9 protein-coding genes and 1 pseudogene are annotated in these 14,328 nt (G+C 31.8%); 5 read left to right on the top strand and 5 right to left on the bottom strand.

The window, feature by feature from the left end; genetic code table 11:
* Window positions 1-35: 35 nt before the first annotated feature.
* The 3 genes and pseudogenes from KKQ79_RS13590 to KKQ79_RS13600 form a co-directional block, all read left to right on the top strand.
* Window positions 36-668 (top strand): annotated as a pseudogene (locus KKQ79_RS13590) (DUF2461 domain-containing protein); the annotation flags it as partial.
* 436 nt (window positions 669-1,104) lie between these two features.
* Window positions 1,105-1,305 (top strand): DUF4177 domain-containing protein, encoded by a 201-nt coding sequence (locus KKQ79_RS13595; protein ID WP_095070192.1) that lies wholly within the window; start codon window positions 1,105-1,107, stop codon window positions 1,303-1,305.
* Window positions 1,298-2,008 carry a DUF6090 family protein gene (locus tag KKQ79_RS13600; protein WP_213190598.1) on the top strand — a complete coding sequence of 237 codons (711 nt, stop codon included), beginning with the start codon at window positions 1,298-1,300 and terminating at the stop codon, window positions 2,006-2,008. Before KKQ79_RS13595 ends, KKQ79_RS13600 begins: the two co-directional genes overlap by 8 nt.
* Before the next feature lie 97 nt (window positions 2,009-2,105).
* On the opposite strand, the gene KKQ79_RS13605 is transcribed toward KKQ79_RS13600, so the two are convergent.
* From KKQ79_RS13605 to KKQ79_RS13615, 3 genes are all read right to left on the bottom strand, one after another.
* Window positions 2,106-2,870, bottom strand: a complete 765-nt coding sequence (locus KKQ79_RS13605) for a TIGR03915 family putative DNA repair protein (protein ID WP_213190599.1) — start codon at window positions 2,868-2,870, stop codon at window positions 2,106-2,108.
* A gap of 79 nt (window positions 2,871-2,949) precedes the next feature.
* Complete coding sequence (locus KKQ79_RS13610) at window positions 2,950-4,206, bottom strand: putative DNA modification/repair radical SAM protein (protein WP_213190600.1); 1,257 nt, start codon at window positions 4,204-4,206, stop codon at window positions 2,950-2,952.
* Window positions 4,207-4,354: 148 nt separating this feature from the next.
* Window positions 4,355-5,830: a helix-turn-helix domain-containing protein gene (locus tag KKQ79_RS13615; protein ID WP_213190601.1), complete on the bottom strand. Its 1,476-nt coding sequence runs from the start codon at window positions 5,828-5,830 to the stop codon at window positions 4,355-4,357.
* Between the two features lie 226 nt (window positions 5,831-6,056).
* Between KKQ79_RS13615 and aceB the strand changes: the two genes are divergently transcribed.
* Together aceB and aceA are read left to right on the top strand one after the other, a co-directional pair.
* The gene (gene aceB / locus KKQ79_RS13620; protein ID WP_213190602.1) at window positions 6,057-7,628 is read left to right on the top strand and encodes a malate synthase A; all 1,572 of its coding nucleotides are present in this window, start codon (window positions 6,057-6,059) and stop codon (window positions 7,626-7,628) included.
* A 228-nt stretch (window positions 7,629-7,856) separates the two neighbouring features.
* Window positions 7,857-9,134 carry an isocitrate lyase gene (aceA, locus tag KKQ79_RS13625; protein ID WP_347813937.1) on the top strand — a complete coding sequence of 426 codons (1,278 nt, stop codon included), beginning with the start codon at window positions 7,857-7,859 and terminating at the stop codon, window positions 9,132-9,134.
* Between the two features lie 206 nt (window positions 9,135-9,340).
* Here the strand turns inward: aceA and KKQ79_RS13630 are convergent, their stop codons facing one another.
* Window positions 9,341-11,752 carry a glycoside hydrolase family 31 protein gene (locus KKQ79_RS13630; RefSeq protein ID WP_213190603.1) on the bottom strand — a complete coding sequence of 804 codons (2,412 nt, stop codon included), beginning with the start codon at window positions 11,750-11,752 and terminating at the stop codon, window positions 9,341-9,343.
* A gap of 27 nt (window positions 11,753-11,779) precedes the next feature.
* Complete coding sequence (locus tag KKQ79_RS13635) at window positions 11,780-14,254, bottom strand: FG-GAP-like repeat-containing protein (RefSeq protein WP_213190604.1); 2,475 nt, start codon at window positions 14,252-14,254, stop codon at window positions 11,780-11,782.
* Between the last annotated feature and the right edge of the window lie 74 nt (window positions 14,255-14,328).

The raw sequence follows: 14,328 nt of genomic DNA on the forward strand, positions 1-14,328 counted from the left end.
AGACTTCGCTTGACTTCCTTTAAAAACTTAAAAATAATAACTCAAAAGATTGGCTTGAACAAAACCGAGATTGTTATGACCATTACAAAACTGACATTTTAGAATTAACAGAAAACCTTTTGACAGGATTATCAAAATTTGACCAATCCATTTCACAAGCCAATTTAGACCCAAAAAAGTGTTTGACAAGAGTAAACAGAGATTTGCAATTTTCAAAAGACAAGACACCATACAAAAACTATGTTTTAATTGTATTCAACAAAAATGGTTTTCACGGCAACACGGCAGGATATTATATCCAAATTGAGCCAAGTGCTAACTTTTTAGGTGGTGGAATTTGGCAGACAGCACCTGAACTTCTTAAAAAAATACGTCAAGAAATAGACTATTCATTTAATGACATTAATAAAATTATATCATCACCAAAGTTTCAAAAGACCTTTCCAAATGGAATACAAGGTGTAGGCAAACTAAAAAAAATGCCAGACGGTTATGACGAGACAAATCCAGCAAGCGAACTTTTAAAAATGAAAGGATTTTGTACTAAGGAAATCATAAGCGATAAAACTCTATTAAGTAAAGACTGCATTGCAACAATCTTGGACAGTTTCAAGACTTCAAAACCGTTAATTGACTACATAAAAAATGCAATTGAGTATGACGAATAAAAAGCCCGAACAGCTAACAGCCGTAGCTGTTGCACAACTCATTTTTTTAGAAAATAGTTTTTAAAAACATAATATTTAGAACTCTTTAGAAGCAATTTTAGAGAGGGATGTTTTTAAAATATTAAAATTTAGAGCGCTTACAATGGTGTTTTTTATGTTGTAAAGTATGGTTTTTATACAAATTTTTGTATATTTGAGTTGTGCAACAAGCACATTGTATTGGCAAAATGCGGGGAGAAGTGCAAAATTGAAAAGCAGTAAAAATAATCCGCTCATGCTTTTCAATTCCGCATTTTTTTGTAAGTTAGCAGTATTGAAAAAGCATTCGCTACGTTAAGTCTAAATTGAACTTTTCGTTCCATTTAGCCCGCACTTCGCCAATACTTTTTCCGTTATCTGTCATTTTAAAACAAAAAACCGTTAAAAATTAAATATTATGAAGGAATACAAAGTTGAATCTTTAATTTATTACACTAAGTTAACACTTGATTCTGAACACATTGTGAAAAAATCAAAAGAAGAAATTCAAGAAAAATTGGATGAATATTCTAAAAATGGATATAAATTAACTTCAACGACTTCAACCAATTTCGGTTTTGCAGTTTATATTTATTTGTTTTTTGAAAAAGATGCTTAAAGAAAAGATTACAATTTTTTTTAAAAAATATTTTCCAGAGTTCGCTTTGATTTTCATAAGTGTTATTCTTGCATTTCTATTAACTGAATGGAGCAGTAATAAAAACGAAAAACTGTCCCAAAAAACAATTTTGACTGAAATAAAAAATGGATTACGGTCTGATGTTAAAGACCTTCAGGCAAACTTGGACAATCACAAATTCAGCATAAGAGGTGTGAGAGTCTTTAGAAATTGGACAATGGAGAAGAAAATTCCTCAGGATTCTATTGCTTTTTACTATTATGGTCTATTTCGAAATTATACTCCTATTATAAATAAAACAGGTTACGAATCTTTAAAATCTAGCGGACTTAAAACAATCAGCAATGATTCGTTGAGATTTAAAATTATTACTCTTTATGATTTTCACTACAAAATTATTGAAAAACTTGAAGATTCTCACCCTGAAATGCAAGATTTCCAGAACTTTTTCAAGCCAACAAACGATATAATTCACTCAAATTTATTATTTGATGAAAAAGGAAATATTGTTGGAATTCAGCCTTCAAAAAATATTTCTGAAAATGACAAAAAAGCATTGTTAAGTTATTTTTGGCGAATGGAAATAAATAAAAAGTTTAAAATTATGAGATATAATGGGATTATTGAAAAACTTAAAGAACTTGAGAAGAATATTGATGTGGAAATAAAAAACGACAGATAACATAGGTAGCTGTTGCACAACTCCCATTTTTAGAAATACTATTTCCAAAACATAAAATTTCGACCTCTTTAGAAGCAATTTTAGAGAGGTTTGTTTTTTAATACTTTTCAGTTAAGTATTTCCAGTATCGTTTTGGAACCCACTGAATATGAAGTTTCATGTTTTTTCGTTCAGGAATTCCTGTTTTTACAAAGTAACGTTGCCAAAGTGTTTGGTATTTTTTCTCTTCTTCATGATGGAATTGTTCAGAATTTCTGAAATTTTGCAATTGAGAAGAATCAGGTATGAAAAAATGAACTTCTTTTAAATCATAGAAAATTCCGTAATGCCTTTTCAAGTCAAAAATCATCCATTTTTGGTCGGCGTATCTTTCTTTAAAATGTTTTCTAATGAGTGGTAAAACATTAAAATCAGGTTCTATTTTGGCAAAATACACTTCATCTTGTAATAATTCAAATCGTACAAAAGCCAGCATTCTGTGTCTTTCTCTGCTCACACTTCTACAAATTTTAGAAATTTCTAAAATATCTTCATTCCCAAAATCTTGTAAAATATTTTGTTTTGGATGTTTTATAGAATGTCGAACTGCGCTCAGAATTAATCTTTCTAAGTCTTTTCTCTCCGAGAAATAAACAATCATGAGTTGAGAAATGCCTTGCTTTCCTAGGTTTTGTTCTAATTTTTTCAGAACTCGGTCAGATTTGTTAAAATCAGTAATGACTTCGTGTGTTTCTGCGAAGAAATTCTCTTGACTGTAATTTTGTTGAGCAACAATTTCCACCACGTCATATTTGTACTCGAAAACTTCAAATACAGCCGTCATTAATCCTTCAAAAGTGGAATCGTAGAGTAGGGTGGTCAATTTTTATTAATGATAATAAATTATTAATGAAATATAAATGATAATCTTTATAATTAAATATTCGTGCATTCGTGGCAATTTAAAACAAACTCAACTGCTCCGAAAACGGATTTTGCCATTTAGATTTCATGCCGTTTACAATGATTTGTCTAAAATTTTGCTCATCAATCAATCGGTTGAAAATATTTTGACTTTCAAATTCTATGAAATATTTGGCTCTGTTGGTGGCAACGCCCATTTTTTTGAGGTGCTCTAAATTCAGTTTCTGAAATTTTCTCGCCATCAGAATTTTATTTACAGAAGTTACGCCTACTCCAGGAATTCTTAGCAGCATTTCTTTCGGAGCGGTATTGATATTTACAGGGAACTTTTCTCTGTTTCTTAGCGCCCAAGCTAATTTTGGGTCTACTTCTAAATCTAGAAATGGATGATTTTTGTCTAAAATTTCATTGGCATCAAAACCATAAAAACGCATCAACCAATCTGCTTGATACAGTCGGTTTTCCCTTTTCATTGGAACTTGTGCATGAATGGAAGGTAAATTTTTATCTTCTAAAACAGGAACGTAACCAGAATAGTATACCCGTTTCATGTTGTAATTTTGATAAAAATGTTTGGCTACATGAATAATTTTCAGGTCTGTTTCATTGGTTGCGCCCACAATCATTTGGGTAGATTGACCAGCTGGAGAGAATTTCGGAACTTTTCTGAAAATTTTCCTTTCTTCTTGATAAACCGTTAAAGCATTTTTAATAAAACCCATCGGTTTTATCATGTCTTGATGGGATTTTTCGGGAGCGAGAAGTTTTAAACCAGATTCTGTAGGGATTTCCAAATTAATGGAAAGTCTGTCTGCATATAATCCCGCTTCTCTAATCAGTTCATCACTTGCTCCAGGAATGGTTTTTAGGTGAATGTAGCCATTGAAGTTATGTTCTTCTCTCAGTTTTTTGGCAATTCTCACCAATCGTTCCATGGTGAAATCTGCATTTTTAAAAATTCCAGAGCTTAAAAATAAGCCTTCAATGTAATTTCTGCGGTAAAAATTCATGGTGAGATCTACCACTTCTTCCACCGTGAAAGCTGCCCGTTTTATGTCGTTTGATTTTCTGGAAACACAATATAAACAGTCGTAAATGCAATGATTGGTCAAGAGAATTTTGAGCAAGGAAATACACCTGCCATCTTCTGTGTAAGAGTGACAAATTCCCGCAGTATGACTGTTGCCTAATCCGCCTTTGTTTTTGCGATTTCCACCACTCGAAGAGCAGGAAACGTCGTATTTAGCAGCGTCTGCAAGGATTTCTAATTTTTCTTTTATTCTGTCGAAATTCATAATCTTCTCAGGTCAAAGATAGTACCAACAAAATAAAATTTCAATAGATTTTGTCTAAAGTTATCCGCAAAAAATGTTAAAAAGAAATAATTCTAATAGTTAATTTAAATCTTAACAAAATCGCAAATCACAAATCACAAATCGTAAATTAAAGCACTTCTTTTCTGATTTTTGCAATCGCTTTTTTCATGCTTTCATTGAAGTGTTCTTTTTCTAATCGGCTTGGTGGTGCTTTTCTTACTTCGCAGTCAGAGATGCTGCAGGTTTCACAGGTTACGCCTACATCTTCAGATTTAATGCTGTCGTTTTTCGCAAATTTTATTTTTTTCAAAGAATTAGCATTCAATAAAATTCCCAAGCAGTAACTTCTGTTGGTTCCGTCTGAAAATGGATTTCTGTGAGAGGTAGAAATAACCAGATAACTCAATCCAGAATCTTTATAATGCGAAATTTGTGCAGAAGTAGCGGTCTCGTTTTCTTTTAGTTCTTTTAGATTTTTAATGGCAATCCAGCGTCTGCAATAATGTTCGTTAGTCGCATTTCCGTGAGGAGCTTGTTGTTGATTTAAGTGTAATTCCTTGAGAATTTGAACCTTGTCTGTGTTTTTCTTTTTGACAAAACACAAATAAAATAAATCTTTTATCCCAAATTCGGCTGAAAGTAAATTGGTTAATCGGTAATAAAAAGTTTCAGGAGAATTGGTAAAATGGGCAATTAATTCATCAAATTTTTGAGAATTAAAGTCTGGTTCGTCAAAGAATTCTTCTGTTTTTTCAATCAATTCATCTTTTGGAATCAGAATACAACCTGCAAAATAGGAAGCGTAGAAATTGCTCAATAATTCTTCGAAACTCGTAAAATCTAACCAAGAATAAGTATTCGGTCTTGGGTTAAGTTCTAAAACTTGAAAGCCAATTTCTTTGGCAAGAATAAAGGTTTTTTGGTTTTCGTCAAGCAAACGATTGAGGAGCAATAATTTTTTTTCAGGAACGTAAAGCGAACGAAGATGATTTAAGGTTCCGTATTGCTCAAAATCTTCGGATTTTATTTCATAGTCGAAAACATCAATCAGGATTTTTTCTAAATGTTTGATGTCAATATTTTTCCCAAGCTTTAATTGATTTTCTTCGGCGAAATTTTTGGCTTTTTCTTCGATATCGGGGAAGTGATTGTCGTATAATTCTTGAAAACTTCTCACTACGGCAAAGTAAAAACGCTCTTTTCCGAGATTGTAATTTTGTGAAATTTCAATCAAAGTGTTGATAAAAGCAGTTACTTTTTTAGGAGCTTCACTGATGATATTAATGAGTGTATTTTTATTGATTCCAAAAAGTTCTAGAGGAACTTCTTTGAAGAAATCACTTTGTAAAATCTCACTAAAAGGAGCTAGGTTTTTGTCCAATTTGGTAGAGACTAAATCGTCAAATTTACAATTCAGTACATCAGCTAACTGAATGATTTTGTCGTGTTTAGGGTATTTTTTTCCGTTTTCTATTTCGTTGAGATACGATTTAGAAAGTTTGGTTTTATCTGCTAAATCTTGCAAAGACCAATTTCTTTTTTGTCTCTGTTGTCTCAGTTTTAAACCAAAAACGGTCTTGATAAAATCACTTTCGCTGCTCATGATAAAATTTTTATTGAATCTAAATAAGGCGTAAAACCCTTTAAAATTCAAAGATAAGAAATATAAGCGATTTTTCGCATAATAATTTTTTCTAAAAATTTAGCGAACGTTCGCTGTAAGTGAAAATATTTTTTATATTTGCAAAAGAACTAATTCAAAATCTATTCATTTCGTTTCAAATAAAACTAATAACCACATTTTTTTGAAACCCACAACAAAATATACTATGGAGTCTAATTTTAAAATAACAGCCACTCATCATTATCCCGAAATTTTCTCGGAAGAATTGGTGAAATTCTTGATTCACTTGCATAAAAAATTTAATGATAAGAGAATAGAACTTTTGGAACAAAGAAAAAAAGTTCAAGAAATGATTAATCAGGGAATAATGCCTGCTTTTCCTAAAGAAACTCGTGGAATAAGAGAAGAAAATTGGGTGTGCAGCAGATTGCCAAAAGATTTACAAGACAGACGTGTAGAAATTACAGGTCCTGTTGATAGAAAGATGATTATCAATGCTTTGAATTCTGGGGCGTCTACTTTTATGGCAGATTTCGAAGATTCTAATTCGCCAACTTGGGAAAATTGCATGGAAGGACAAATTAATCTTTCTGATGCGATTAATAGAACCATAGATTTTGTAAACGAAGAAGGGAAATCATACCAATTGGGCGAGAAATTGGCGGTGCTTTTGGTAAGACCTCGTGGTTTACATTTAGACGAAAAAAATATTACAATAAATGGAGAAAAAGCTTCTGGCTCTTTAATTGATTTCGGGATTTATTTTTTCAGAAATGCGAAAAAATTATTAGAAAACGGAAGCGGTCCTTATTTTTATTTACCAAAATTAGAGCACTATAAAGAAGCACGATGGTGGAATGAGATCTTCAATTTCTCACAAAATTATTTAGGTATTTCTCAAGGCACTATTAAGGCCACAGTTCTCATCGAAACCATTACTGCTTCTTTTCAGCTCGATGAAATTTTATACGAACTCAAAGAACACAGTTCTGGACTCAATTGTGGAAGATGGGATTACATTTTCTCTTACATCAAAAAATTCAGAAATCACAAAGAATTTTTAGTTCCAGACAGAGATCAAGTGACCATGACTTCGCCTTTTATGAGTGCTTATTCTAAACGAGTAATTCAAGTTTGTCACAAACGTGGAGTTCATGCAATGGGAGGAATGGCAGCGCAAATTCCTGTGAAAAATAATGAAGAAGAAAACGAATTGGCATATGCAAAAGTTCGTGCAGACAAAGAGCGTGAAGTGAAAAACGGTCACGATGGAACTTGGGTAGCACATCCTGGTTTGGTTCCTGTAGCGAAGAAAATTTTTGATGAATTTATGCCGACTCCAAATCAAATAGATAAAAAACATGAAGACTATCATATTACAGAGGCAGATTTATTAGAAGTTCCAAAAGGTGAAATCACCGAAAAAGGCGTGAGAAAAAACATCAACGTAGGAATTCTTTATATAGAATCTTGGCTCATGGGAACTGGAGCTGCTGCATTGTACAATTTAATGGAAGATGCTGCCACTGCAGAAATTTCTAGAACTCAAGTTTGGCAATGGCTGAAAAATCAAGCAAAACTTAATGACGGAAGAACATTGACCCAAGAAATGGTTCTGGAATTTGAGAAAGAAGAACTCGAAAATATTAAAAAATATGTAGGCGAAAATCGTTTCGAGAAAGGAAAATTTGATTTAGCAACCAAACTCTTTAATGAATTGATTTTCGATGAAAATTTCGAGGATTTTTTAACCTTAAAAGCGTATCCGTTTATTTAAGAGCCAAGTAAAAAGTAAAAAGAGCCAAGAAAAAACTCTGTGTTAAAAAGAGGAAAAACCTTTGCGGACATTGCAAATCATCTTTGATGATTCTTTGTGAACTTAAAAATATTTTCAAGAAAAATAAAAAAAATCTTTGCGCGCTTTGCGTTTAAAAAAATCAGTGTTCTCTGTGAAAAACTCCATGAACGCTGTCAATTATAATAAACAAAACAAACCCAAAATATCATGAACAGACAAGAACAAATCCAAGCGCTCGAAAAAGAATGGAGAGAAAATCCAAGATGGAGCGGAATTACAAGACCTTATTCGGCTGAAGAAGTTTTAAAACTCAGGGGAAAATACAAGTTAGATTATACCATCGCTACTCAAATGTCTGAGTTGCTTTGGAAAAAGTTAAATAATCAAGATTTTGTTGCAGGTTTAGGCGCTTTAACAGGAAATCAAGCGGTTCAAGAAGTGGACGCAGGTTTAGAAGCGATTTATCTTTCTGGTTGGCAAGTTGCCGCAGACGCGAATCTTTCTGGAGAAATGTATCCTGATCAATCGCTTTATCCTGCCAATTCGGTTCCTGCAGTGGTGAAAAAAATCAATAATGCACTTTTGAGAGCAGACCAAATTCAGTCTGTAAATGGAGGTGGTGAAAAAGATTACTTAGTTCCAATTGTTGCCGATGCAGAAGCTGGTTTTGGTGGAAATTTGAATGCTTTTGAATTGATGAAACAAATGATAGAATCTGGTGCAGCTGGTGTTCACTTCGAAGATCAATTGTCTTCTGCTAAAAAATGCGGTCATCTTGGCGGAAAAGTTTTGGTTCCAACTCAAGAAGCGATCAATAAATTGATTGCAGCAAGATTAGCAGCAGATGTTTGCGGAGTTCCTACGGTTTTAGTGGCAAGAACAGATGCAGATGCAGCAGATTTATTGACTTCTGATATTGATGATAGAGATAAAAAATTTGTAACTGGAAAGAGAACTTCTGAAGGTTTCTTCCAAGTGAATTGTGGTGTGGAACAAGGCATTGACAGAGGACTTTCTTATGCGCCTTATGCTGATTTAATTTGGATGGAAACATCTAACCCAGATTTAGAATATGCGAGAAAATTTGCAGAAGGAATTCATGCGAAATTCCCTGGAAAAATGTTGGCGTACAATTGTTCTCCATCTTTCAACTGGGCAGCGAAATTAACCGTTCCTGAAATGGAAACTTTCCGTGAAGAATTAGCAAAAATGGGATACAAATTCCAATTTATCACTTTGGCAGGTTTTCACGCTTTGAATACTGCGATGTTCGAATTGGCATTGGCTTACAAAGAAAGAGGAATGGCTGGTTACAGCGAATTGCAAGAAAGAGAATTTGCATTACAAGCGAAAGGTTTCCGTGCAGTGAAACACCAAAGTTTCGTGGGAACTGGTTATTTTGATGCAGTTCAAACCGTAGTAACTGCAGGAAATTCTTCTACCACAGCTTTAGCTGGTTCTACTGAAGCGGAGCAATTCCATTAATTAAGAGCCAAGTAAAAAGTAAAACGAGCCAAGTAAAAAGACTCAAGTAAAAAGTAAGAATATAGTTTAAAAGATTCTGAAATTTTAGAAAATAAAAAATGATTTATTCATAATTCATTTCCATTTGTCACTCTTAACAAACAAAGAGTCCATAGTTTTTAATTTGTTGAAAAAATCGCCTCGCAATTTTGCGAGGCGATTTTATTTTATAACTTAATTTTCACTTTACTTTCCTTAGCAGAATCCCAAACCAAATTCACTTTCAAAGTTTTCTTTTCAGAATCATAAGTGTATTCTAATTTTTTACAACCTGCTTTTACAGAATTTGGATTTTTAGAAACATGGTGAATAACGAGTTCTATATTTTTAGATTTTGCAGAAAAGTTAGCGCCCACTTCATTTTCCAGTTCAAAAGTGATGGTTTTTCCGTTGGTTTCAGCATCAAATTCCATCATTTCAAATTGTCCTTTTTCGTAGGCTTCGTTTTGTAAACCATCATCATTGTACAATTTAAGTTGGGTTTCTTTTACTTTTTCGTCAAAATAATAATGCAAAATCAAAGAATTTCCATCATATTCTTTGGTAGATTGCATCGGTTTCGCCATTGGAATAATACTTCCTGCTCTTACAAAAGTTGGGATTTTATCTTCTTCCGTGGCAAAAGTCTGAGTAGTTCCGCCAGAAATTTTTTCATCAATATAGAAATTTACCCAATCAGAATTTTTAGGGAAATAAATGCTTTGTTCTTTTTGTCCTTTATTTAAAATCGGAGAAATTAAGAAATCTTTGCCCCAAAAATAAGCGGTATTATACGTGTAAAGTTCTTGATTTTCTGGTTCTTCAAAAAATAAAGGTCGCATTAACGGAGTTCCGTTTTTATGATTTTCGAAAACCAAATTATAATTATAAGGAAGCAAAGCGTAACGCAATTCAATCGCTTTTTTGGCTAAATTTTTTGCTTTTTCGCTTCTGTAAACCGGTTCGCTTGGAACATTTTCGTCAGCGTGAGGTCTGTAAATTGGGTTGAAAACGCCGTATTGCAACCAACGAGCATACAATTCATCGTCTTCATTTTTTCCTGCAAAACCTCCCAAATCACTGTGCATAAAAGCTATTCCTTGAAGTCCCATTTGTAAAACAATGTCAGGCTGACTTTGCAATCCGCCCCAACTTCTAGAAACGTCGCCACTCCAAGGAACGAGGCCATTTCTTTGAGCACCAGAATAACCAGCTCTCATCAAAATAAACGGACGAGCATTTGGTGAAGTTTCTGCAAAGCTTTCTTTCACTAATTTCGCCCAATCCATTCCGTAAATATTGTGAACTTGGTCGCCATTTTTTCCGTTTCCGTGAAGAATGGTAGAAGGATGAACTTCTGGTTCACCTAAATCTCCCCAAATTCCTGTAACGCCTTGATTTAATAAGTCTTTGTAAATATTTTTGAACCAAGAATTTCCTTTTTGGCTGTAAATGTCAATCAAACCAGTGTGCCCGAAATAAAAATCGTACATAAATGCTTTTCCCTCGTTGTTTTTTGCCAAAATATCTTTGTCAAGAGCTTCTTGATAACGCGAAGAAGTGTTCACTACGAAAGGTTCGGTGATGAGAATGGTTTCTACGTTGTTTTTTCTCAAATCATCAATCATTTGTTGAGGTTTTGGGAAATTATCTTTGTCCCAAGCAAAATTTCCTAGCGTTCCTTGAATAGATTTCCCGAACCAATATAAATCTAAAATAATGGCATCAACTGGAATCTTTTCTGCTCTAAATTTTTCGATGGTTTCCACGGTTTGTTGTTGCGTGTGATACCCAAATTTACTCGAAAAATTCCCTAAACTCCATCTTGGAAGCATCGGTTGTTTTCCTGTTAAATCTGTGTAATTTTTAACCAAATCTTCCCAAGAATTTCCTGAAATGACTTGATACACTTTTCTTCCAGAAACCGTTTCGTAAGTCAATGAATTGTCTTTTTTGCTGTCTAAATCGAGGTAACCAATAGGAGCATTGTCAAAATGAATCAAATATTTTTTACTTGAAACTACAATTGGCATCGTGAAATTGAGCAATGGAGCGTGAGTTTCAAAACCGTAATGAGCACGATTGTAGAGCATTAGTCTATTTCCTCGGCGATTCATTCCGAGCGCTCTTGCTCCAGCTCCATATAAAACTTCGTCTGGAGAAAGATTGAAATTTAATGTTTCAAAATTTTGTGGATGATTATTGATTTCGCCGTTTTCATACGTTCCGTAACCATTTTTTTCTGAAATCAAGAGTTCATCACCTTTGTAATATGAAATTTGAAAAGGCACTTTTTGAATTTTTACGGTAATTCCAGATGTTTCAATCCATGCAAAACCTCTGGTTTCTCTGAAGTTGTATTTTACAACTTTTGGAGAGAGAATTACGGCGTGAGAATTTTCTGTAAGCGTTTGATTTTTTGGGATAAAAGCCGTTTCTACCATTTCTGGCGTGTAGAATTTCACTTGATATAATCCATCATTGACAGAAATTTCTGCTGTGTTATTTTTAAATTCAATTTTTTGAAAAAATCTCTGACTGTTTTGTGCAAATAGATTGGTTGCCAAGAAAAGCAACAAAAATCTGAAAAGGTTTTTCATTGTTGTAAATAATTATAATATTTTGAATTAAAATTTAATTAATTTTTTATAATATGTTTTTCCGTTTCTGTCAATTATAATTAGGAAGTAATTACCAGGTAAAATATTCTGTGTATTTATAAAATTTTCATTTGAATATCTTATTTCATTTCCTAAAATGTCAATTAATTTTATTAATTTAATATTGTTTAAATTGATTTTAATGTAATCTTTAAACGGATTTGGGTATATAGATATTTCGTTTTTTATATCTGATGTATTTAAGGTTTTTCCTAAGTTTTGAAACCATGCTATTTCTTGATTAAAATTGTATATATTTTTTGCGAAAATATCTTTTTTGCCATCATTGTCAATGTCAATAAAGTCTAAACTGTTAGAATAGAAATTTGAAGATATAATGTTGCCGTTATCAAAAATATTATTTCCTATATTAGTATAAAGTTTTAACAAGTTATTGTCATAATTTGTAATAAAAATGTCTAAATCATTATCATTATCTATATCCGTAAAAAATAATTTATCTGAGGAGAAAAAGGATTTAGGAAAATTTATAGATTTTTGTAAGGAATAATTACCTTTACCGTCTGTATTTTCAAACCAGCTTAATTTGTAAGAATTATCAAAATATATTATATCTAAATCATTGTCATTGTCCAAATCAATAAAATTTGTTATTTCTTTTATGTCTGCTCTTGTATTATCCAATACAAAATTACCCTTGCCATCGATATTTTTATAGAAAAAAGTGTTGTAAGATTGATTTGAAATAATGTCTAAATCATTATCATTGTCATAATCAAATATTTTAAATGTATTGGCTTTTATGTTTAAAATTGATTTGTTGAAATTAGCTTTTCCATCATTTTTTAATAAATAAAAAGTATTTTTATTATCAAGAGAATAATTAACTAATATGTCTGATATATTATCTCCATCAAAATCATTAAAAACTAAATTTTGAATATTATATATTGATGAAGAGACATTTGTTTCTGTAAATATTGAATGTTCAGTGTATTTTAAATTAAGATCATCAATATTTTCTAGCCAAACTATTTCATTGGTTTTGTTTGGAAAATTTGCAGTCTGTTTTGTAAAAAGAATATCTATATCTCCATCATAGTCAATGTCATCATAGTGAAATTTATCATTTCCATTGGTGCTTTCGTTAGTAATAAAAGGTGATATTTTTTTTGGAAATTCAAATTGACCTAGACTATTGTTATTAATTCTTAAAATAAAATCGTAAAAAGAAAATAATGAAAAATCTGCGTCTCCATCTTTATCAAAATCTAAAATTTGATAATCATATACAGGAGCTATTGTATATATTAAATAATCTTGCTTGATAAATTCTTCATTATTTTTTTTATACCAACGAACTCTTTGATCATAATTAGAAACGGTAACTAAATCTAATTTATTGTCACCATCTAAATCACCGTAACTTAAATTTTGATTATTTGTTTTTGTACCACCAGAACCAAGAGTAGAGTTATTAATTTCTGTAGTTATTAATCTTTTACTACTAAATGTACTATTACCTAAATTTTTAATCCAAAATACTTCATTAAAAGTGAAAACAATAATATCAATTTTGCCGTCTTCATCTACATCCATATTTAGAAGTGATATAGCTTGTTGAGTGCCAAGGTTAAAAACTGTTTTAGTAGATATTCCTCCAATGCCATTGTTGTAAATTATTCTAATTGTATTATTAGAGTAACCTAATGTTTTAAAATTTGCTGTGTCTAAATCACCATCATTATCAAAATCTCCAATAGAGGATAATAGAGAATATGAAGAACTACCATCGTAAGTTCTAGTAAATATTCCTGTTCCTGAATTGATATAAATATCAGAGTCATTTGTAAGTATATCTAAATCATTGTCTTGATCTAAATCAATGGCTGAAAATTTTGATGGAGCTTCACTGCTAGTAATCAAATGTTCTTTGGTAAATGTTCCTTTTCCATCAGTGTTTTCTGCCCAAACAAAATATACAGTATAATTAGAGGAAGTTTTATAATATGAATAGCACAAATCATCATCTCCATCTTTATCAACATCAAAAAAAACAGGAGTTCCATAAATATAATAATTACCTATAAATTTTGGAGAACCAAATGTACCTTTACCATCAAGATGTTCAAGAAATATTATTCTGTATATTGTTGCAGATACTTCTTTTAAAGCAAAAATGTCTAAATCCCCATCCTTGTCAATGTCAATTGTTTTAATGTATGAAATTCCGTCGGATTCATTATTTATAGACTTTGATGAACTGAAATTACCTTTTCCATCTAAATTTTTAAACCATACTAGATTTGAAGATGTGTTTTTGCCTACAATTACATCATTATATCCATCATTGTCTAAATCACAAACTAAAGTTACATTTGGAGCCTGTCCACTTTCAATGATAGTGTTTTTCTTGAAAGTAACTTGTGCATTAACTGAAATAATAAAGTATAAGAAAACGAATGAGTAAATTTTTGACATTTTATTTTTTTTCAAATTTATTAATTATTTGATTAAAGTCTTTAAATTAATTAGATTCAAAAATTCTTTATCTT

This window comes from Cloacibacterium caeni, from assembly GCF_907163125.1.
GTDB lineage: Bacteria > Bacteroidota > Bacteroidia > Flavobacteriales > Weeksellaceae > Cloacibacterium > Cloacibacterium caeni_B.